Here is a 21,171-nt window from a genome sequence, read left to right on the forward strand (position 1 = left end):
CTGGCCTTACCGCGTCACCGCGCGGACGATGGCTTCCGCCACCAGCTCCGGCATGCACAAGCGCCCCTTCTGATCCAGCGGCGGCTCCTGCTGGCCGGCGGTGGGATGGGCGAGGAGATAGCTGGTGGCCGCATACTGCTGCACCACGTTCATCTTCTCTTGATCGGAGAGGGTGTCGATCTGATCGACGATGCGACCGTATAGCTTTTCGTGCGGAACGTTGGGGACGAACGGCGGGTCGATCAGCACCAGGTCGATGTCGCGCCCTTTCAGGAAGTCCGCGGCCTGCTCCAGGGTCTGGGCGAAGTCTTCCGGCTGGGTGGCAGCCAGGGCATCGCCGGTGCCCACCTGCCAGATCACGAGATCCGGCTCCACCTGCTCGATGGCCGTGCGCATGCGCTGGAACGCCTCGCTGGCGAGGCCCGCCTGGGGGCCTTCCTCGATGATGGTGAAGTCGATGTCCGGCAGCCGCCGGCGCAACTCCACTTCCAGGCGGCTGCGCTTCTTCTGCGACATGGCAAGGCGATCGGGCTGCGGGCCCACCAGGAGGATCCGCACCGGCTGGGAACGGTCCACCAGGCGCTCGGTGCGCTTCAGGTCGCTGTCGAAGGTGAGCAGGATCTCCGGCACCCGGCAGGCACGGGACATGTCCGCCTGCCCAGGGCCGGCAAAGCCCAGAAGAATGGCGCAGACGAGACCCATCAGGCGCGCGGTGCCAGCCGCGCCGCCGCTGACGTATCCACCGTGCGCCCGGCCTGCTGCCATTCGAGCACCCATGCGAGCAGCCACTGGAGAAAGAAGCCGACGAAAACGATTAACAGGTCGAATGACACGGCGCCATCGAATTGCGGTCGCAACACTTGCGCCCCAAGGCTCAGGACCGTGCCCAGGCAGAACACCGGCAGCGCGTGGCGGCCGATGACCGTGAGTGGCGCGCTCGCGGCGCTGGCGCGCAGCCACCGTTCCACCGGCAGGCGCGCCACGCAGTAAGCAAGGGCCAGCACGTGCAGCAGACGGGGCAGAGCGAGATTGGTCTTGTCGAAATCCCAGACGAAGGCGGGCAGGGGCCAGACTTCCAGCGACGCGGGAAACGACAGTTGCGCCCAGACGAGCGTCGCCAGGAGGTAAGACGTGGCAATGACGTCGAGGGCGCGATGGGCAATCCGCACCCCGCCCCTGTCGATCATCACGCCGATGGCAAGGCCGCAGGTGAACAGAAGCTGCCACGCCAGGGGATTGAAGGACCAGCGGCCGGCGCCGGGCCAGACCGGTGGTCCGAGGTGGGCGAATTGCGTCACCAGATACAGGGCGAGGGACACCGAAAGGCCGAGGGCGATACTGCGGCGGGTGAGAGCCACCAGCAGCGGCGCCAACAGCAGCAGGCTCACATAAAGAGGCAGGATGTTGAGATAGGCCGGCTGGAAGGTGAGCAGCGCGATCCCCACCAGCGATTCCAGTGGTGCCTCGGTGATGAGGTCCAGATGGTACCAGGTGAGGACGCGCGTATCCCCCGTCTGCACCACGAAGCCGCCGATGACCGCCACCGCCACCAGCAGCAGCGCCAGATGGGCGGCATAGAGGTTGAAGGCGCGGGTCCAGATGCGCGCGGTCACGCGCATCCGCGCACCGGGCGTGAATGGGCGCACATAGGCGAAGGCCGCGGACACGCCCGCCAGCAGGACGAACAACTCGGCCGCGTCGGAGACCCCGAAGTTCCGAAAGGTGTAGCGGCCCAGCAGGTGGCCGGGCACGTGGTTGATGAAGATCGTCAGCAAGGCGAAGCCGCGCCAGAAATCGACGCTGACGATTCGCCTGTCGTCACTGCCCATCCCCGCCTCTCCGTCCCTGCCTGAGCACCGCCCGCTGCGCGGTGGCGGCCCCTTTCCATCCGACGCGGAGGTTAGGCCCCTCTGGAGGCCAGATTGTGAACGCCGCGTGGCGTCGACATGCTTGTGCACGCCTTGCGGCGTCGGTGCACGCGCCGGGCGCTCCGGCCGTTGCCACGAGGCCAGATCTTCTCATTGCGCCGGTCTTGGCCGCTTTTCGTGAAGGCTGCCGGAGCTGCGCGAGGGCAGGGCACGGAGCCCTGCATGGTGCGGGTAGACCGCAGGCCTCGCCGGATGCTACGCGCTCCAAGTTTTGCGAACTCCTGCGGCGCGATGATGATGTTTTCCGTAACCGATGCCGATGACCCCCGGATCGCCGATTATCGCGCCGTGCGTGAGCGGGATCTGGTGGGCCGGCAGGGGCGGTTCATGCTGGAAGGCGAGGTGGTGCTGCGCCTTTTGGTGCCGCGCCTCGACCGGGAAGGGGCGACGCCCCTCGGCCATCGCATCTCGTCCTTGCTGCTGTCGGAATCGCAGGCGGCGCGCCTTGCCGATCTCATCGCGACCGTCCCGGCGCCGGTGCCCGTTTATGTGGCGACGCAGGCGGTGATGGACCAGGTGGTGGGCTTTCCCATCCATCGCGGCATTCTCGCTCTCGGTGTCGCGCGGGCGGTCCCGGACGTGGAAGAGCAGCTTGCCGCGCTGGGGCCGCGCGCCCTGGTGGTGGCGGTGGCCGGCATCACCAATCACGACAATATGGGCGGCATCTTCCGCAATGCGGCGGGCTTTGGCGCCGATCTGGTGCTGCTCGATGCGGCCAGTTGTGATCCGCTCTACCGCAAGGCGATCCGGGTCTCGGTGGGGGCGAGCCTGATCGTGCCGTTCGCGCGCATGGGCTCGCTCTCGGCCATGATGGCGGCACTGGAGGCGGCGGATGTCGACGTTGTCGCCTTGTCGCCGGCCGGGCGTGAGCCCTTGTCGCGGCTGGTGCGTCCGCCTCGTGTGGCAGCGCTGTTCGGAACCGAGGGGCCGGGCCTGCCGGAGACCGTGCTGGCGCGGGCGCGCACGGTGGCCATTCCCATGGCGCCGGGGTTCGACAGCCTCAACGTGGCCACCACCTCCGGCATCGTGCTGCACCATCTGACGCAGGGGTGAGGTTCGGCGCCTCCGGTGGGGGCGATCGCGGCGCGCCTTCCGGCTCAGTCCTGGGTGGAGCTTTCCCACGTGGCGTGGGTGACCCGCGGCAGGCGCTCCAGCGCCTCCACCACCGCGTCGAGCTCGGCGCGGTTGACGGCCGTGCTGACCAGCTTGGCGATGATGTCGACGCCGCCATCGGCCTGGGTCTCGGTTTCCACATCGCCGGCGGGATATTTGGCGGCGTCCAGTACCTCGGTGACCTGATCGCGGACGGAGGAGACCGCGGCGGCATCGGTGGAGACGCGCACCTCATAGCTCACTTCCGAGCTGCGCTCGTCGATGGGGATGCGGTCGATGACGGCGGCGAGGGGGCGCAGCAGGGTGTTGCCGGCGATGACGATGAAGGTGATGAGGAAGGCCTCGCCCAGCATGTCGGCGCCGGTGCAGGCGCCCACCGCCGCCGAGCACCAGAGGGTCGCCGCCGTGTTCAGGCCACGCACGTTGAGCCCTTCCTTCATGATCACACCGGCGCCGAGGAAGCCGACGCCGGTGACTACGTTGGCGACCACCCGCATGGCATCCTGCGAGGATCCCACGCGCGCGGCGAGATCGGTGAATGCGGCCGCCCCCACCGCCACCAGCACGTTGGTGCGCAGGCCCGCCGTGCGTTGGCGATACTGCCGCTCGGCGCCGATCAGGGTTCCAAAGATGAAGGCTGCGCCCAGGCTGACGATGGTGTCGAGAAAGTTCTGCAGGTCGAAATTGGCGATGAACTGCACCGTTTGGTCCCCAGCCTGGTCCCGAATCCGACGGTCTGATCCGGTTGAGGATGCGCCGGCAACGCTCCCGTGTCGCGGCAAAGCATGACAGGAACATGTCGCAGCGCATGATTGTCGACACAGCATGGAACTGCTACAAACCCGCCATGCTCCACGTGTGCGCCATATCCGCGAATGTCAGCCGGGCCGCTTTCTGCGCCGCCGGGCCGTTCGCGCGCACCACCATGGAATTCGCGGCGGTGCCCGATCATGTGCGCCTGCCGGGCCGGTTCTTCGGCCGCTTCACCACCGCCGCCTCGGCCGTGCTCGCGCGCTGACGCGCGTCCCTTCTCCGTTCTTCGCATGCGGACCGGCGCCCTTTCGTGCGCCGGCCTTCCACTCGGCTCAAGCCTTTGAGGATACATCCATGACCGCACCCGCCGGCAGCCCCCGCACCCTCTACGACAAGATCTTCGACGACCACGTGGTGGCGCGCCAGGAGGATGGCACCTGCCTGCTCTATATCGACCGCCATCTGGTGCATGAAGTGACGAGCCCGCAGGCGTTCGAGGGGCTGCGCATGGCCGGTCGCCCGGTGCGCGCGCCGGCCAAGACCCTGGCCGTGGTCGACCACAACGTGCCCACCACCGACCGCACCCTGCCGAATCCCGATCCGGAGAGTGTCGCGCAGATCGCCGCGCTGGCCGAGAACACCAAGGAATTCGGCATCGAGTATTACGACGGCTTCGACAAGCGCCAGGGCGTGGTGCATGTGGTGGGCCCCGAGCAGGGTTTTACCCTGCCCGGCACCACCATTGTGTGCGGTGACAGCCACACCTCGACCCACGGCGCGTTCGGCGCACTCGCCCACGGGATCGGCACCTCGGAGGTGGAGCATGTGCTCGCCACCCAGACGCTGATCCAGAAGAAGGCGAAGAACATGCGTGTCACCGTCGACGGGAAGCTTCCCGAAGGCGTGGGCGCGAAGGATGTGGTGCTCGCCATCATCGGCACCATCGGCACCGCCGGTGGCACCGGCTATGTCATCGAATATGCCGGCGACGTCATCCGCGACCTGTCCATGGAAGGGCGCATGACGGTCTGCAACATGACCATCGAAGGCGGCGCCCGCGCCGGCCTGGTGGCGCCGGATGAAAAGGCGTTCGCCTATCTCATGGGTCGCCCGAAGGCCCCGACCGGCGCCGATTGGGAGAAGGCGGTCGCCTACTGGCAGACCTTGAAGAGCGATGAGGGCGCCCATTTCGACAGCGAGATCCGCCTCGATGGCGCGGCTCTGCCGCCCATCGTGTCGTGGGGCACCAGCCCCGAGGACGTGATCTCCGTGGAAGGTCTGGTGCCTGATCCGGAGCTGATCGCCGACGAGGTGAAGCGGGCCGCCAAGAAGCGGGCGCTGGCCTATATGGGGCTCACCGCCGGCACCAAGATCACCGATATCGGCATCGATCGGGTGTTCATCGGCTCCTGCACCAACGGCCGCATCGAGGACATGCGCGCGGCCGCGGCGGTGGTGGCCGGCCATCAGGTCAATCCGAAGGTGTCGGCCATGGTGGTTCCCGGCTCGGGCCTGGTGAAGGAACAGGCGGAGGCCGAGGGTCTCGACAAGATCTTCACCGCCGCCGGCTTTGAATGGCGCGAGCCCGGCTGTTCCATGTGCCTGGCCATGAATGCCGACCGGCTGAAGCCGGAGGAGCGCTGCGCGTCCACCTCGAACCGGAATTTCGAGGGGCGCCAGGGCTTCAAGGGGCGCACCCACCTGGTGTCGCCGGCCATGGCGGCTGCCGCGGCCATCGCCGGTCACTTTGTGGACGTGCGGTCGTTCCCGAAGGCCGGCTGATCTTCGGCAGGCGTCTCTCAGGCGGGCGTCCGCGCCCGCCTGTGGCACGTGGGTGACGCGCCAGAGTTCACGGCGGTCGGCGCCGTCACAACAGCGTGATCATGCGGGGCGCAAAAGCCCCGCGCGATCCAGCGCCCTTAGAAGGGAAGCGCGCCAGCGCCCGAGATGATCGTGGCGTTGGCCTCGTGGGGCGCGAAAAACGCAGCGATTCCAAGGATGGTCACCAGCGCACCGGTGACCGCAATCTTGCGAAGCATGGTCACTCTCCCTTGTCGCTTTCTGTCTGTTCAACGACGGAAGGCGATTAAGAGTTCCTTAACCAAGTCCAGCTGAACGCCTCTTAAGATCTCCGTTCAGAAACCGTTCATCGGCCTCACGCCGTCGTGAGGCGCGCGGTGCGACGGGCGAATGGGGCGGGCGCTGGATCCACACACCAGCCCCGAATCTGCGGGCGCAAGACAGGCGGGGCCACCCGCCGGGAGCAGCTCATGTCGGATCAGGCGCCGTCAGGCGTGACACCGCTGGCGCCCGCCGCCAACCCCTGGCGGGATCGCGTCGCGCCCGGGCTCGCGGACCTGGAGGAGCTGGCCGCCGCGGCCCTCGCGCGGTTGCCCGAGAGCTTTCGGGCGCTGTGCGCCGACGTGGTGATCGCGGTAGAGGATTTCCCGACCGACGAGGTGCTGGACGCCATGCAGCTGGACAGCGAGTTCGATCTGCTGGGCCTGTTCCAAGGGATCGGCCGAGCACAGGGTGGCGCGCTCGCCCAGACCGGGCAGATGCCGAACATGGTGTTCCTCTATCGCCGGCCCATTCTCGATTATTGGGCGGAGCATGAGGAGACCCTGGGTGACCTGGTGAGCCATGTCCTGGTGCACGAGATCGGCCACCATTTCGGCCTGTCCGACGCCGATATGGAAGCTCTGGAGGCGGAGGCCGACTGACCGGCCGGGAGGCCCTGGTCCGCTGCGGGGCATATTATTAGAATAACTCCAAAGAAATGGAGCTTCCGATGTCTGTCGATCCGACGCTGACCCGCTACCCGCCCACCCTGCGCGCCCTGCACTGGCTCACCGTGCTGGCGGTGGTGGTGGTTTATGGCGTGACCTATCTGGAGGGCTTTTTCGCGCGCGGCACGCCGGAACGGGCGTGGATCTGGTGGACCCATATCTCGGTGGGGCTGCTGCTGATCGCCTTTCTGGCCGTGCGCATCCCGGTGCGCGTGCTCGGGCGCGTGCCCGGTCCCTCGCACCAGATCAGCCGGCCGGTGGCGATCGCCTCGGCCAGCGCCCATGGGCTGCTTTATCTGCTGCTGATCGCCACGCCGCTGGTGGGCATCTACCTGACCTTCCTGCGGGGCGGCACCGTGTCGTTCTTTTCCCTGTTCACCATTCCCTCGCCGATTGCGGTCAACCGCGACCTGGCGGGCACCGTGAAGGAGGTGCACGAAACCCTGGCCAACGCATTGGTGCTGCTGGCGCTGCTGCATGCTGCGGCGGCGGTGGTGCATCATGTGGTGTTCAAGGATGATGTGCTGAAGCGCATGCTCCCCGAACGCTGCGGCTGAAGGGACGGATTTTTTCATCGGAGCCGGGCGGCTGCCGGCCGGTCTCCTTATGGCTCACACCATCGAAAGCTCATCGTGTCATGGATAAGTTCACCGTTCTGGAAGGCGTGGCCGCGCCGCTGAAGCTGGTCAATGTCGATACCGACATGATCATCCCCAAGCAGTATCTGAAGACCATCAAGCGCACCGGCCTGGGCACCGGCCTGTTCTCGGAAATGCGCTACAAGGAAGATGGCTCGGAGAACCCGGATTTCGTTCTCAACCAGCCCGCGTATCGCAAGGCGAAGGTTCTGGTGGCGGGCGACAATTTCGGCTGCGGCTCGTCCCGTGAGCATGCCCCCTGGGCGCTCATGGATTTCGGCATCCGCTGCGTGATCTCCACCTCGTTCGCGGACATTTTCTACAACAACTGCTTCAAGAACGGCATCCTGCCCATCGTGGTGTCCAAGGAGGAGCTGGAGAAGCTGTTCGAGGATGCCGAGCGCGGCGCCAACGCCACCTTGACCGTCGACCTTGCCGCCCAGGAGATCCGCGGGCCCGACGGCGGCACGATCCATTTCGAGATCGATCCGTTCCGCAAGCGCTGCCTGCTGGAGGGGCTGGACGACATCGGCCTCACCCTGGAGAAGGCTCCGGCCATCGACAGCTACGAGACCACCAAGGCGGTCGAGCAGCCCTGGCTGTGACGGACGCCGTTTGAAGGGTTCCCGCACATGTGTGCGGTGTTTCAGGGGACGCCGGCGGCGTCCCCTTTTGCATGCTGGCCTGGTCGCAGGGGTGGTAATCCCCTGCGACCATAGCGCCCTCCCGCATGGAAATGCTGGACCCGCCTTCTCATTTCCCTAATCTTTGATCATTCCATTCATGATGGCGTCGCCGCGCACGGGTGCGTGTGGTGCCGTGTTGATTCAATCCATTTCTGCCGGAGGTGATGCTTGCCCCACGATACGCCGCTGATCGCGACCCTCGTCGGGGCTTTCGTTCTGGCTTTCGTCTTCGGCGCGCTGGCCCAGCGGCTGCGCCTGTCGCCGCTGGTGGGCTATCTTCTGGCTGGCGTCATGGCCGGTCCCTTCACGCCCGGCTTCGTTGCCGACCAGCACATCGCGGTGGAACTGGCGGAGGTGGGCATCATCCTGCTCATGTTCGGCGTGGGCCTGCATTTCTCGCTGCGTGATCTGCTTTCGGTGAAGGCCATCGCGGTGCCCGGGGCCGTGCTGCAGATCGGCGTGGCCACCTTGATGGGCATGGGCCTTGCCTATGCCATGGGCTGGAGCCTGGGCGGCGGCATCGTGTTCGGCCTCGCGCTGTCGGTGGCGAGTACGGTGGTGCTGCTGCGCGCGCTGCAGGAACGGCGCATGATCGAGAGCGAGCAGGGCCGGATCGCGGTGGGCTGGCTCATCGTCGAGGACCTCGCCATGGTGCTCGCGCTGGTGCTGCTGCCGGCGGTATCTGGCGCGCTCGGCGGCAAGTCGGTGGAGGTGGGCGCGGCCGGCGCATGGTTCGGACCCATGGATGTGTGGACCACCCTCGGCGTCACCCTGGGCAAGGTCGCGGGCTTCGTTATCTTCATGCTGGTGATTGGGCGGCGGGTGATTCCCCTGGTCATGCACTGGGTGGCCCATGTGGGCTCGCGCGAACTGTTCCGGCTGGCGGTGCTGGCCATCGCGCTCGGGGTGGCGTTCGGCTCGGCCAAGCTGTTCGGGGTGTCGTTCGCGCTGGGGGCGTTCTTCGCCGGCATGGTGCTGAGCGAGTCGCCACTGTCCCATCGCGCCGCCGAGGAGACGCTGCCGCTGCGCGATGCCTTTGCGGTGCTGTTCTTCGTCTCGGTGGGCATGCTGGTGGATCCCACCATCATCCTCACCAATCCTTTGCCGCTGCTGGCCACCCTGGCGATCGTGCTGGTGGGCAAGTCGCTTGCGGCCTATCTGCTGGTGCGGGTGTTCGGCTATTCCAAGCTCACCGCTTTCACCATCTCCGCGTCGCTTGCGCAGATCGGCGAGTTTTCGTTCATCCTCGTGGCCCTGGGGGTGAGCCTCGAATTGCTGCCCAAGGAAGGGCGCGACCTCATTCTGGCGGCGGCCATTTTCTCCATTGTCGCCAATCCGTTCTTTTTTCTCATCCTGGACCGCTTTCGCACCAAGGTGGCGGCCAAGGCCGCCAAGGCTGCGGACCAGCCAGCGGAGCCCGTGCCTGTGCCCACCCTGCCGGTGACCGAGAAGAGCGACCACACGGTGATCGTCGGTTACGGGCGTGTCGGCAGGCTGGTGGCCGATGGGCTCAAGGCCGCCGGCCTGCCGTTGCTGGTGATCGAGGATCAGGAGGACCGTGTGGAGGAACTGCGGGCCAGCGGTTTCGAGGTCATCGACGCCAATGCCGCTTCACCCGCGGCCATCACCGCCGCCAATGTGGAGGGGGCGAAGCGCCTCATCCTCGCCATTCCCGATGGCTTCGAGGCCAGTGGGGTGCTGAAGAAGGCGCGGGCGGTCAATCCGCAGATCGAGATCATCGCCCGTGCCCACACGGATGCGGAAGTGGATCGCCTGCGGCAGACCGGCGCCAATTTCATCATCATGGGCGAGCGGGAAGTGGCGCGCGGCATGCTGGGCCATGTGCTGAAGGAAGAGGAGGAGGCCGCCCCCACGGCCGCCGGCCCGACTCCGCCGCCGGAGGCGCGATCCGCCGTGGCGGAAGCCGGCCCGGAAACCGCGCCCGAGGCCGCCGGCGCGGCGCCTGACGCACAGCGTTCCGACACGGTCGCGGACGCCTAGGGGCCTCGATCGTCGGCGCCCGCCGCTCCGCTCGTGCCGCGTTGCCCGCGTGTTCCTCATGGGGCCGCATGGCCCCACGCCCATTTCGGCTTGGAGGGCGCCCCCGGCGGGGGCAGGAGGCGGTGAGGCGATGGGCCGTATCGTGACGACCCATCTCTCTTGAATCTCGACGGACTTGGGATGCCCTCCGTTTCCCCGCGTTGAGTGATCGAGACTCATCAGCCCTCATTCAAGGGGCGCCAGCGCGGCTTCCAGCGCCGGCCCGATGGCCAGCAGCCGCTCATCATGACCTTCGGCGGCGCTGGCCAGCAGGCTCGCCGGGCCGGCCGGCAGCGCCAGGCCGGGCAGGCGCAGGTAGCTGCCGAGCATGGTGTTGCGCAGGGTCCGCAGGTTGACGGCCGCGAAGCGCGCGGGATCCGACAGCAGCGGCGCACATTCCGGCGCCAGATGCGGCACTGTGGGGCACACGAGGATCGCCTCGCCGATATCGGCGGCGAGGTCCGCGGCGAGCCGGGCGCGCTGCGTCACCAGTGCCGCATAATCCTCGGCCGGGCGTCGTGCTGCCTGTTGCAGCCGCTGGCGCACGTTGGGATCGATACGGGCCAGGCGGGCGGGGGCGGCCAGCAGCGCGGCATGCACCTTCACCGCCTCGAATCCCACCATCGCCCCGTGCTGGCTCAAGGTCATCTGCGCCGCTTCGATGGCGGGAACCGGCCGCCGCTCGATGCGGCCGCCGGCGGCCGCGATCCGCTGCAGGGCGATCTCGAAAGCCGCGGCGACAGGGGCCTCCAGGTCCTCGGTGAGGACGCCTTCAGGCACGATGATGGGCCATCGTGACAGGTCGCGGCCCGCCGCGCGGGAGGTTATTCGTCCTGCATCGCCGGCCAGCACTTCGTCCACCAGGGCGATGTCGCGGGCACGACGTGCCAGGAAGCCCAGGGTGTCCAGCGACGGGGCGAGGGGAAAGACCCCCGCCATGGGATAGCGGCCGGGGGAGGGCTTGAAGCCCGCCAGACCACAGAAGGCGGCCGGCACGCGGATCGAGCCCGAGGTGTCGGAGCCGACGGCGATGGTGCAGGCGCCGCGGGCGATGGCCACCGCCGCCCCGCTGGAGGAGCCGCCGGGCACATGGCCAGGGTGCCGGGGATTGTCCGGCGTGCCGAAGTGCGGGTTCACACCCAGCACCGAAAAGGCGAATTCGGCGAGATTGGTCTTGCCGATGGCGATGGCGCCGGCATCCGTGAGCGCGCTCACTATGGGGGCGTCGGCCGCTGCCGGCTGGCGCTCGGCGCCAAGCGGGGAGCCCGCGGTGGTGCGCGTGCCGGCGCAGTCGATGATGTCCTTATAGCTGACGACGATGCCATCCAGGGGCCCGCGCGGCTTCCCGTCGGCATGTCGGGCGTCGCTGGCGGCGGCCTCCGCGCGGGCTCGCTCTTCCATCAAAGTGATGAAGGTCGCCGGGGTGCTGCGGGCGGCGGCAAGGCATCGGTTGAGACGCGCACTCGGGGCGAGGGTACCGGAGCGGAAGGCGGCCTGCAGCGCCGCGATATCGCCACCCGCCGGGTCTTCGGCGGGTTGGAAGTGTTCTTTGCTGTGCGACACGATCCTCTCCTGCGCGCCTCATCGGTGGCTTTCTTCGCCACCCTAATTGATCAGTGTACGGTGTATTATGCCGGTTCGGAGGCTAAGTCTGCGGCACATCTATGCGTATAGATTGGCCATTTTGCACATTGTTTTAGCATTTTTGAGACTTTTGATTTGGCGCATTGACAGGAAAAATGTTCAGTGTACCTCTATTAAATGATCTCCGCCGCGGGGCGGTGTCATCATACGCCAATGAGGAGGACGGGCATGGCGCAGGAGCCGCTCGCCAAGAAGGGCAACTATTTCCACATTTATGATTTCCGGATCGCGCCCGGTGTGGAAGAGGAATTCATTCGCGAATTCGAGGCCTTCGACTATTCCGAAGGCAATCCCATGCACAAATCGTGGGCGCAGGTGAAGGACGGTGTTCTGTTGCGGGATACTGAAGATCCGCTGCGCTTCTATTTGATCGCCGAGTGGTCCGACATCGAGGAACACGCGCGGATCCGCAAGGTTCTGGCGGAGGAGATCAAGCCGTCGTTCATCCGGCACATCGTGGGGGGCAAGTTCATTCCGCGCTATGCGCAGGTCGTGTCCTCCACGCCGGAAGAGATCCTGAACAAGGCCGCCGAGGCCTGAGCGGGGCGGGAGGGGTGTGCTCCCCTCCCATGCCGCTGGCCCAATGCCTTTTCCCTTTCCTGGATCTTTTAGAGCTGGCTGATGGAACTGTACGGTTTTTTCCGGTCTTCCGCGTCCTACCGGTTGCGCATCGCTTTGGCGTTCAAGGGGCTCGATTATGTGCCCCATTTCGTCAGCCTGCCGAAGATGGAGCACAAGTTGCCGGCATATCTGGAGCGTAATCCGGAAGGTCTTGTGCCCGCGCTGGTCGATGGCGACGGGGTCTTCACCCAGTCAATGGCGACCATGGAATACCTGGATGAGGCCTATCCGCAGCCCTCGTTGCTGCCACAGGGGGCGCGGGAGCGGGCTTACGTCCGCGCCGTCAGCCAGATCATCTGTTGCGATATTCATCCTCTGAATAACGTACGGGTGCTGAAGTATCTCGGTCATCGCTGGGGGCTCTCGGAGGCGGAGCGCAACGAGTGGTATGGCCACTGGATCGGGGAAGGTTTTCAGGGTCTTGAAGCCACCTTGGCGGCGCGGGGCATGGCTGGTCGGTTCGTGTTCGGCGACGCGCCGACCCTCGCGGATGTTTGTCTGGTGCCGCAGGTGTTCAACGCCAATAGATTTCATTGCGACGTCTCTGGCTTCAAGAAAATTGGCGAGATTTTCGAGAATTGCATGGCGCTTCCGTGCTTCGAGAGTACGCAGCCGAAGTATCAGGCGGACGCATTCTAGTTTAGAATAATTATTATTATTTGTTTATCCCGAGCCCTCAAGGGAGTCCGTGATGGAAGGGTTGCTGAAAGCGTCTCGGGTGATTGACGCGACCAATGCCTGGGTCGGGCGCGTGGCGTGCTGGGCGATCTTTGTCGCCGTCATCGTCTCCTCGGTGAATGCGGTGGTGCGGAAGCTGTTCGGGGTCTCCTCCAACGCCTGGCTGGAGCTGCAATGGTATCTGTTCGGCGTGGTCTTCATGCTGTGCGCGCCATGGACCCTGCAGCTCAACGAGCATATTCGCATCGACATCGTCGCAAGCAAGTTCAGTCGGCGGGTCGCCAATATCGTCGAGATCTTGTGCATCATCTTCTTTCTTCTCGTGTTTTGCGGCGTGATGGTGTGGCTGTCGCTGCCCTATGTGACAGACTCCCTCGCATCCGGTGAGTTTTCTCCCAATGCCGGCGGGCTCATCCTGTGGCCGGCCAAATTCATCATTCTTCTCGGCTTCGCGCTGATGCTGCTGCAGGGCATCAGCGAACTCATCAAGCGCGTCGCCATCATGCGGGGCGATCTGCCCGATGGGGGGCAGCCCGATCTGCACGAGAACGAGGCCGAGCGCCTGTTGCATGAGCTGGCGGAAGTGGATCCGCGGGTCAGCGAGGGAGGATTGCGCCCGTGAGTGTGACGTCGCTGCCCATTTCTCTTTTTGATGTTCAGGCCCGCCCCCAATGATCGAGTTCATTGCCCAAAATCTTGCGCCGATCATGTTTGCGACGCTCGTCGTCTTCATGCTGCTCGGGTATCCGGTCGCGTTCGCGCTGGCGGCCAATGGCCTGCTCTTCTTCGTCATCGCGGTGGAGCTGTCGCCCTATGCATCCGACAGCATCACGCTGTCGTGGCCGCTGCTGCAGGCGCTGCCGGATCGCATGTTCGGCACCATGTCGAATGAAGTGCTGCTGGCCATCCCCTTCTTCACCTTCATGGGGCTCATCCTCGAGCGCTCTGGCATGGCGGAAGACCTGCTGGAAACGGTGGGGCAGCTGTTCGGCACGGTGCGTGGTGGCCTGGCCTATGCGGTGATCTTCGTGGGTGCGCTGCTCGCGGCGACCACCGGCGTGGTGGCCGCCTCGGTGATCTCCATGGGCCTCATCTCCCTGCCCATCATGCTGCGTTATGGCTATGACCGGCGTCTGGCCTCCGGCGTCATCGCCGCCTCGGGCACGCTGGCGCAGATCATTCCACCCTCGCTGGTGCTGATCGTGATGGCGGACCAGCTGGGCCGCTCCGTGGGTGACATGTATGAGGGCGCCTTCCTGCCCGGCCTGGTGCTCACCGGCATCTATGCGCTGTTCGTCTTCCTGGTGACCCTGATCTTCCCGAAAATGGCGCCCGGCCTGCCGCCGGAAGCGATCACCAATCGCGAGCCGTCGGGGGCCCGGGGTTCCTGGCAGGTGGGGCTGCTGGCCCTGTTCTCGGGCGTGGTGGCCGTCGCCATCATGAAGCAGACGGGGGTGAAGGCGGGTGCCGATTTCGTCATCCTCTCCATCTGCGCGGGCACCGTGGTGGCGCTGGTCTGCGCGTTGCTCAACCGCTTCCTCGGGGCGCGGCACATCGGCCTTTCGGCGGCGCTGACGGCGGTTCTGGTGGGGCTTTACGTGCTGGCGGGCCAGAGCGGGCATGCCACCCTGCAGGTGCTGGCGGATGTGGTCGGGGCCGGCGCAGTCTATGCGTTCGTGGTGGGCGTGGTGGAGCGCTTCACCGGGGTGCGGCTGGTGTCGCGGCTGGCGGAGCAGATCACCTTCGTGATGGTGCCCCCGCTGCTGCTGATCTTCCTGGTGCTCGGCACCATCTTCATCGGCGTGGCGACGCCGACCGAGGGCGGCGCCATGGGCGCGGTGGGTGCCATCGTGCTGGCGGCGTTGAAGCGGCGGCTGGAGAACAATCCGAAGCGCTTCAGTCTTTCCATCCTGACCCATGCGACCCAGGCCACGGCGAAGCTCTCCGCCTTCGCCATCTTCATCGTGCTCGGCGCGCGGGTGTTCTCGCTCACCTTCTACGGCATCAACGGCCATCTGTGGGTGGAGCATCTCCTCACCAGCCTGCCGGGTGGGCAGGTCGGCTTCCTGCTGTTCATCAACACGCTCATCTTCTTCCTGGCCTTCTTCCTGGATTTCTTTGAGCTCGCCTTCATCATCATTCCGCTGATCGCGCCGGCCGCCGAGAAGATGGGCATCGATCTGATCTGGCTGGGGGTGATCCTGGGCGTGAACATGCAGACGTCCTACATGCATCCGCCGTTCGGTTTCGCGCTGTTCTACCTGCGCTCGGTGGCGCCGAAGGTGCCGTATCTCGACAAGGTCACCCGCCGGCGCATGGAGCCGGTGACCTCCGCGCAGATCTATTGGGGCGCCATTCCCTTCGTCATCGTCCAGCTTCTGATGGTGGGCGTGGTGGTGCTCTTTCCCTCGCTGGTCATGCACTACAAGAGCGCGGCCTCGACGGTGGATCCGGCCGCCGCCCAGCGCCAGCTCGATGCTCTCGACGGCCCGGCGAGCCTGGGCGGCGGAGCCAAGAACGATCCGTTCGGCATGCCCGACGCCGGCGGGCTGCCGAAACCGGGCGCGGGGTTCTGACCATGGACGGCGCGCGCCGAACCTCAAGAGTTTCTGCCGCCTTGGCGGCCAACAACAGGCGCCGCACGCACGGCGCCAAAGATAAAACCTTGCCTTCCACAACAAGGCCTTGAACGGCCGCGCGACAAGACCATCGAGAGGGATTCAGATGAAGCGACGTCAATTCCTGACCACCGTGGCCGCCGGTTCCGCTGCCACGGTGGTGGCGGCTCCCGCCATCGCCCAGAGCGAGCCCAGCATCAAGTGGCGCATGGCCACGTCGTGGCCGAAGAGCATCGACACCATGTATGGCTCGGCCGAAGCCATGTGCAAGCGCATCGGCGAGCTCACCGGCGGCAAGTTCGAGGTCACGCCGTTCGCGGCCGGCGAGATCGTCGGCGCGCTGCAGGTGTTCGATGCCACCAAGAACAAGACGGTGGAGTGCAGCCACACCCTCACCTCCTTCTTCACCGGCAAGAACCCCGCCTATGCCTTCGACGGCGGCCTCGCCTTCGGCACCAATGCCCGCCAGCAGACCGCCTGGTATTTCTTCGGCGGTGGCCGGGCGCTCATCCAGGAGCTGTTCGGCAAGGAGAACATGGTCACCTTCCCCTGCGGCAATAATGGCGTGCAGATGGGCGGCTGGTATCGCAAGGAGATCACCAGCGTCGAGGACCTCAAGGGCCTCAAGATGCGCATCGCCGGCCTCGGTGGCCGCATCATGAGCAAGCTCGGCCTGGTGCCGCAGCAGATCGCGCCGGGCGACATCTATCCCTCGCTGGAGCGCGGCACCATCGACGCGGCGGAGTGGGTGGGCCCCCATGACGACGAAAAGCTCGGCCTCTACAAGGTGGCCAAATTCTATTACACCCCCGGCTGGTGGGAAGGTTCGTCGCAGATCACGTCGCTGGTGAACAAGGAAGCCTGGGACGCTCTGCCGCCCACCTACAAGGCGGCCTATGAGGTGGCGGCCACCGAGCAGAACCAGATGATGCTCGCCGATTACGACAACAAGAACCCGGCCGCCTTGCGTCGCCTTCTGGCGGCGGGCGTGGAACTGCGGGCGTTCCCGCAGCCGGTGATGGAGGCGGTCTACAAGGCCACCACCGAGACCTTCCTCGAAATCGCGGCCTCCAACCCCGAGTTCAAGAAGATCTACGAGCCCTGGAAGACCTTCCTGAACGAATCCAACGCTTGGATGCGTGTCGCCGATTATCGTCTCGACACCTTCCGCTTCTCCGCGCCCAAGTGGCCGTGAGGCCAGTGGCCGCGAGCGCAAAGTCTGAGAGACTTGCGGCAACCTGAGCTGCTCAACCGGGGCGGTCCGCCGCCCCGGTTCTCGATGTGACGGGAAAGGATCTGCCCCATGTCCGGCGACGCACAGATGTCCGGCGACGCACAGATGTCCGCTGACAACCCCACGCACCCGGCCGCCAAGGGCGAAGGGATCGGCGCGCGGGTCCGGCGCAAGGAGGATGCCCGCCATCTCATGGGGCGGGGCCGTTTCGTCGGCGATATCCGCATGCCGGGCCTCGCCGACGTCGCCTTCCTGCGCAGCCCTGTGGCCCATGCCCGCATCCTCTCGGTGGCGAAGCCGCAGGGGCATGAGGACGTGGTGTTCGCGGCGGAGGATGCGCCGGGCGTCGGCGCCATCGTCACCCGCTCCACGCTGCCCACCTACAAACTGTCCGCCTACCCGCCGCTGGCGAAGGACAAGGTGCGGTTCGTGGGCGAGATCGTCGCCATGGCCTATGCCCCCACCCGCGCCGAGGCGGAGGATCTGTGCGAAGCGGTGGCGTTCGACTACGAGGAACTGCCCGCCATCGTCGATTGCGACAGCGGCCGCGCCGCCGGCGCCGCGCTGGTGCACGAGGCCTGGGGCGACAATCTCTTTCTGCAGACGAGCTTCGACAGCGGCGGGGTGGACGAGGTGGCGCGCACCGCGCCCATCCGTGTCGAAAAGCGCTTTCGCACCGCCCGCCAGTGCATGCACCCCATGGAAGGCAAGGGGGTGCTGGCCTATTGGGATTTCCAGGCGAACCAGCTGGTGGTGCACACCTCCACCCAGGTGCCGCACATGATCCGCACCGGCCTCAGCGAGACCTTGAACCTGCCGCAGGCGCAGATCCGCATCGCCCCGCCGGATGTGGGCGGCGGCTTCGGCTACAAATGCCTGCTGCAGCCCGAGGAAGTGCTGGTGGCGTGGCTGGCTCTCACTTTGAAGCGCCCGTTCCGCTGGATCGAGGATCGGCGCGAGCACCTCACCGCCGGCGCCAATGCCCGTGAGCATGAATATGTGATCACCGCTTATGCGGACGAGCGGGGCAAGCTGCTCGCCCTCGATGCCGAGGTGTGCGTGAACGTGGGGGCCTATTCGGTCTGGCCGTTCAGCGCCTGCCTGGAGGCGGCGCAGGCGGGCGGCAATCTGCCGGGGCCGTATATCTGGCCGCAATATCGCTGCAAGACCTATTCGGTGGCCACCAACAAGCCGCCCTTCGCGCCCTATCGCGGCGTGGCGCGGCCGGGCGTGTGCTTCGCCATGGAGCTCACCATTGATGCCATCGCCGCCGCCGTGGGGCGCGAGGCGGCGGACGTGCGCATGGAGAACCTCGTTCCCGCCAGCGCCATGCCCTACACCAACATCACCAAAAAATACTACGACAGCGGCGACTATCAGGCCTCCCTCGCCACCGCCCGGGAGATGATCGCTCTCGATGCGGTGCGCGTCCGCCAGCAGACGGGCGAAGTCGATGGCCGGCTGATCGGCGTGGGCTTTTCCACCTATACGGAGCAATCCGCCCACGGCACCAAGGTATTCGCCTCCTGGGGCACGCCCCTGGTGCCGGGCTACGAGCAGGCCACCATCCGCCTCAATCCCGATGGCAGTGCGGATGTGAAGGCGGGCATCCACACCATCGGCCAGGGCCTGGAGACCACCCTCGCCCAGGTGGCGAGCGAAATCCTGACCCTGCCGGTCTCGAAGATCCGGGTGGTGCTGGGGGATACGGCGGCGACGCCCTTCTCCACCGGCGCCTATGCCTCGCGCGGCATTGTCATGGCCGGCGGCGCCGTCTCCAAGGCGGCGGAGAAGCTCGCCGAGCGGGTGCGCCTGCTCGCCGCCCACCTCATGCAGTGCGCGCCGGAAGAGATCCGCTTCGAGAATGGCGCGGTGGAAGGCCGCAATGCTTCCCTGACATTGGAGGAGGTGGCGCGGGCCTGGTATCTCACGCCGGAAGTGCTGCCCGACGGGGTGGAGACCGGCGGCCTCGAGGTCACTGAAGGCTATAAGCCGGACGTCGACACCGGCCTGTTCTCTTATGCCACCCATGCGGCAGTGGTGGCGGTGGACCCGGCCACGGGGGCCACTGAGATCCTCGACTATGTGGTGGTGGAGGATTGCGGACGCATGGTGAACCCCATGATCGTCGAAGGCCAGGCCTATGGCGGTGTCGCCCAGGGCATCGGCAGCGCCCTGTTCGAGGAAAGCACATACGACGCGCAGGGCCAGCCGCTGGCCTCGACCCTTATCGACTATCTGCTGCCGGGCCCCACCGAGCTGCCCAAGGTGCGCATTTCCCATACCGAGACGCTTTCGCCCTTCTCGGCCCACGGCATCAAGGGCGTGGGGGAGGGCGGCGCCATCGCCCCAGCCGGGGCGTTGGTCAACGCCATCAATGACGCGCTGAAGGGCTTCGGGGCGACCGTGAACGAGATTCCGGCCACGCCCGAGCGCGTGCTCGACGCCATCGCTGCCGCCAGGAGCGCCGCATGAAGCCCGCCGCCTATGACCTGACCCTTGCCACCAGCCTGCCCGATGCGGTGGCCGCCCTCGGCGCGCACGAGGGGGCGAAGGCGGTGTCGGGGGGCTGCTCCCTCGGCCCCATGCTCAACCTGCGCCTGGCGCGCCCCAGCCTGCTGGTGGACCTGCGCCGGGTGGAGGCGCTGCGCGCGCTGAAGCGCAGCGATACCCACCTGGAAATCGGCGCCGGCTGGACCCATGGCGAGATCGAGGATGGAGTGGTGCCGGATGTCACCGCCGGCCTCATGGCCCGGGTGGCCCATGGCATCGCCTATCGGGCGGTGCGCAACCGCGGCACCATCGGCGGCAGCCTCGCCCATGCGGACCCGGCGGCGGACTGGGTGTCCACCATGGCGGTGCTGGATGCGCGGCTCGTCATCACTGGGGCGGGCGGAACGCGCCTGTCGCGCCTCGGCGATTTCATGATCGCCGCTTACACCACCAGCCTGGCTGACGACGAGATTTTGAGTGCGGTGCAGGTGCCGGTGCTCTCCGCCACCGCGCGCGCCGGCTACCACAAGGTGTGCCGCAAGACCGGCGAATTCGCCCAGGCCATCGGCGCGGTGGTGCTGGATCGCGAGGCGGGCCTTGCGCGCGTGGTGTGCGGGGCCATCGAGGCACCGCCGGTGGTGCTGGAAGCAACGTCCGCCGCCCTGCTCAAGGGCGAGCCGGTGGAACGCGTGGCGGATGAGGAGGTGGAGGCGGCGCTGGCGGGCCATCCCGCGAGCTTCCGCGCCATGCATCGGGCGGCGGTGGCGCGCGCATTGAACGAGGTGGGAGCATGAACGCCATTACCCTCACGGTGAACGGCCGGCGCGTGAGCGCGCAGGTGGAACCGCGCACCCAGCTCGCCGATTTCCTGCGCGAGGAACTCAACCTCACCGGCACCCATCTGGGCTGCGAGCAGGGGGTGTGCGGCGCCTGCACCGTGCTCATCGACGGCAAGCCGCAGCGCTCCTGCATCGCTTCCGCCGCCGCCTGCGACGGCGCCGATATCCGCACCATCGAGGGCTTCGATGGGGATGCGGTGATGGGCGAGCTGCGCGAGGCGTTCTCGGCCAACCACGCTCTGCAGTGCGGCTTCTGCACCCCGGGCATGCTGATGTCGTCGCGGGATATCGTCACGCGCCTGGGGGCCTGTTCCGAGCGCACCATCCGCGAGGAATTGAGCGGCAATCTGTGCCGCTGCACCGGCTATGTGGGCATCGTGAATGCGGTGCATTCCGTCGCCTGCGGCAAGACGGCCCGCGGGGGTGCCGTTGCCGTGGCGCCTGTGGAGGCGGTGGCCGAGGTGGCGCCAGCCCCTTCGGCTTCCGCCTCCCCGTCGCTCGCGCTCGCCCGCTCGGTGGCGGAAGGGGCGGCGGCGCCCGCCGGCAAGGAGGGCTGGACCGCACTGAGCCAGCGGGTGCGCATTCCCGCCCCGCCCGCGCAGGTGTGGCCGGCGCTGAAAGACATGAACTTGCTCGCCCGCTGCCTGCCTGGCGCCGAGGTGACCGCCTTCGATGGCCAGGCGCTGCAGGGCCGCATGGTCGTGAAGTTCGGCCCCATCAAGGCCGCCTTCGGTGGTGACGCCACCGTGGATTTCGATGATGCGGCGCAGACCGGAACGGTCTCCGGCGCCGGCCGCGACAGCGGGTCCGGCTCGCAGGTGAAGGGCGAGATTGCCTTTGCCCTGGCGCCGGAAGGGGAGGGCAGCGCTCTCGATGTCACCCTGCGCTATCGCATCGCCGGGCCGCTGGCCCAGTTCTCCCGCGGGGCGCTGGTGCAGAATCTGGTGGGGCACCTCGCTGGCGTCTTCGCCGGTAACCTCTCCGCCCAGCTCTCCGGCGCGCCGATGGCCGAGGCGCCTGCGTCCTTGAGCGTGTGGCAGATGCTGAAGGCGATGCTCAAAGGCTGGTTTGCCGGCAGAAAAAGCTGACGTCGGCCG

General features: G+C 66.6%; 19 protein-coding genes. 15 read left to right on the forward strand and 4 right to left on the reverse strand.

The annotated features are described in order from the left end of the window. Window positions 1–6: 6 nt before the first annotated feature. Window positions 7–648, reverse strand: coding sequence for a hypothetical protein (locus tag ACU4E7_RS15305; RefSeq protein ID WP_447019341.1), 642 nt, complete (start codon window positions 646–648; stop codon window positions 7–9). A 53-nt stretch (window positions 649–701) separates the two neighbouring features. Further along, a complete protein-coding gene (locus ACU4E7_RS15310) occupies window positions 702–1,829 on the reverse strand; it encodes an OpgC family protein (RefSeq protein ID WP_447019342.1) in 1,128 nt (375 codons plus the stop codon). Window positions 1,830–2,159: 330 nt separating this feature from the next. On the opposite strand from ACU4E7_RS15310, the gene ACU4E7_RS15315 reads away from it, so the two are divergent. Further along, on the forward strand, window positions 2,160–2,981 hold the full coding sequence (locus ACU4E7_RS15315) for a TrmH family RNA methyltransferase (protein ID WP_447019343.1): 822 nt from the start codon (window positions 2,160–2,162) through the stop codon (window positions 2,979–2,981). A gap of 44 nt (window positions 2,982–3,025) precedes the next feature. Here the strand turns inward: ACU4E7_RS15315 and ACU4E7_RS15320 are convergent, their stop codons facing one another. Next, the gene (locus tag ACU4E7_RS15320) at window positions 3,026–3,742 is read right to left on the reverse strand and encodes an MgtC/SapB family protein (protein ID WP_447019344.1); all 717 of its coding nucleotides are present in this window, start codon (window positions 3,740–3,742) and stop codon (window positions 3,026–3,028) included. A 95-nt stretch (window positions 3,743–3,837) separates the two neighbouring features. On the opposite strand from ACU4E7_RS15320, the gene ACU4E7_RS15325 reads away from it, so the two are divergent. The 6 genes from ACU4E7_RS15325 (at window position 3,838) to ybaL (ending at window position 9,908) form a co-directional block, all read left to right on the forward strand. After that, window positions 3,838–4,059 carry a hypothetical protein gene (locus ACU4E7_RS15325; protein WP_238121866.1) on the forward strand — a complete coding sequence of 74 codons (222 nt, stop codon included), beginning with the start codon at window positions 3,838–3,840 and terminating at the stop codon, window positions 4,057–4,059. A gap of 89 nt (window positions 4,060–4,148) precedes the next feature. After that, complete coding sequence (gene leuC, locus ACU4E7_RS15330) at window positions 4,149–5,576, forward strand: 3-isopropylmalate dehydratase large subunit (RefSeq protein WP_238121867.1); 1,428 nt, start codon at window positions 4,149–4,151, stop codon at window positions 5,574–5,576. A gap of 488 nt (window positions 5,577–6,064) precedes the next feature. After that, entirely contained in the window at window positions 6,065–6,517 is a 453-nt protein-coding gene (locus ACU4E7_RS15335) for a metallopeptidase family protein (RefSeq protein ID WP_447019345.1), read from the forward strand. Window positions 6,518–6,585: 68 nt separating this feature from the next. After that, on the forward strand, window positions 6,586–7,140 hold the full coding sequence (locus ACU4E7_RS15340) for a cytochrome b (RefSeq protein WP_238121870.1): 555 nt from the start codon (window positions 6,586–6,588) through the stop codon (window positions 7,138–7,140). An 80-nt stretch (window positions 7,141–7,220) separates the two neighbouring features. After that, window positions 7,221–7,826, forward strand: a complete 606-nt coding sequence (gene leuD / locus ACU4E7_RS15345) for a 3-isopropylmalate dehydratase small subunit (protein WP_238121871.1) — start codon at window positions 7,221–7,223, stop codon at window positions 7,824–7,826. A 249-nt stretch (window positions 7,827–8,075) separates the two neighbouring features. Continuing rightward, a complete protein-coding gene (gene ybaL, locus ACU4E7_RS15350; RefSeq protein ID WP_447019346.1) occupies window positions 8,076–9,908 on the forward strand; it encodes a YbaL family putative K(+) efflux transporter in 1,833 nt (610 codons plus the stop codon). A gap of 225 nt (window positions 9,909–10,133) precedes the next feature. Here the strand turns inward: ybaL and ACU4E7_RS15355 are convergent, their stop codons facing one another. After that, complete coding sequence (locus tag ACU4E7_RS15355; RefSeq protein WP_447019347.1) at window positions 10,134–11,510, reverse strand: amidase family protein; 1,377 nt, start codon at window positions 11,508–11,510, stop codon at window positions 10,134–10,136. Window positions 11,511–11,759: 249 nt separating this feature from the next. Here ACU4E7_RS15355 and ACU4E7_RS15360 point away from each other — a divergent pair, with 249 nt between their 5' ends. The 8 genes from ACU4E7_RS15360 (at window position 11,760) to ACU4E7_RS15395 (ending at window position 21,162) form a co-directional block, all read left to right on the forward strand. Further along, window positions 11,760–12,131: a hypothetical protein gene (locus tag ACU4E7_RS15360; protein WP_238121874.1), complete on the forward strand. Its 372-nt coding sequence runs from the start codon at window positions 11,760–11,762 to the stop codon at window positions 12,129–12,131. A gap of 81 nt (window positions 12,132–12,212) precedes the next feature. Then, window positions 12,213–12,851: a maleylacetoacetate isomerase gene (maiA, locus tag ACU4E7_RS15365; protein ID WP_238121875.1), complete on the forward strand. Its 639-nt coding sequence runs from the start codon at window positions 12,213–12,215 to the stop codon at window positions 12,849–12,851. 52 nt (window positions 12,852–12,903) lie between these two features. Further along, entirely contained in the window at window positions 12,904–13,512 is a 609-nt protein-coding gene (locus ACU4E7_RS15370) for a TRAP transporter small permease subunit (protein WP_447019348.1), read from the forward strand. Window positions 13,513–13,561: 49 nt separating this feature from the next. Then, on the forward strand, window positions 13,562–15,466 hold the full coding sequence (locus ACU4E7_RS15375) for a TRAP transporter large permease (protein WP_447019349.1): 1,905 nt from the start codon (window positions 13,562–13,564) through the stop codon (window positions 15,464–15,466). 148 nt (window positions 15,467–15,614) lie between these two features. Beyond that, the gene (locus ACU4E7_RS15380; RefSeq protein ID WP_238121879.1) at window positions 15,615–16,703 is read left to right on the forward strand and encodes a TRAP transporter substrate-binding protein; all 1,089 of its coding nucleotides are present in this window, start codon (window positions 15,615–15,617) and stop codon (window positions 16,701–16,703) included. Window positions 16,704–16,829: 126 nt separating this feature from the next. Beyond that, the gene (locus tag ACU4E7_RS15385) at window positions 16,830–19,217 is read left to right on the forward strand and encodes a xanthine dehydrogenase family protein molybdopterin-binding subunit (protein WP_443266042.1); all 2,388 of its coding nucleotides are present in this window, start codon (window positions 16,830–16,832) and stop codon (window positions 19,215–19,217) included. Continuing rightward, window positions 19,214–20,029: an FAD binding domain-containing protein gene (locus tag ACU4E7_RS15390; protein ID WP_238121880.1), complete on the forward strand. Its 816-nt coding sequence runs from the start codon at window positions 19,214–19,216 to the stop codon at window positions 20,027–20,029. Before ACU4E7_RS15385 ends, ACU4E7_RS15390 begins: the two co-directional genes overlap by 4 nt. Further along, the gene (locus ACU4E7_RS15395; RefSeq protein ID WP_447019350.1) at window positions 20,026–21,162 is read left to right on the forward strand and encodes a xanthine dehydrogenase family Fe-S subunit; all 1,137 of its coding nucleotides are present in this window, start codon (window positions 20,026–20,028) and stop codon (window positions 21,160–21,162) included. Before ACU4E7_RS15390 ends, ACU4E7_RS15395 begins: the two co-directional genes overlap by 4 nt. The last annotated feature ends 9 nt before the right edge of the window (window positions 21,163–21,171 follow it).

It is taken from the genome of Xanthobacter sp. ZOL 2024, assembly GCF_052932325.1.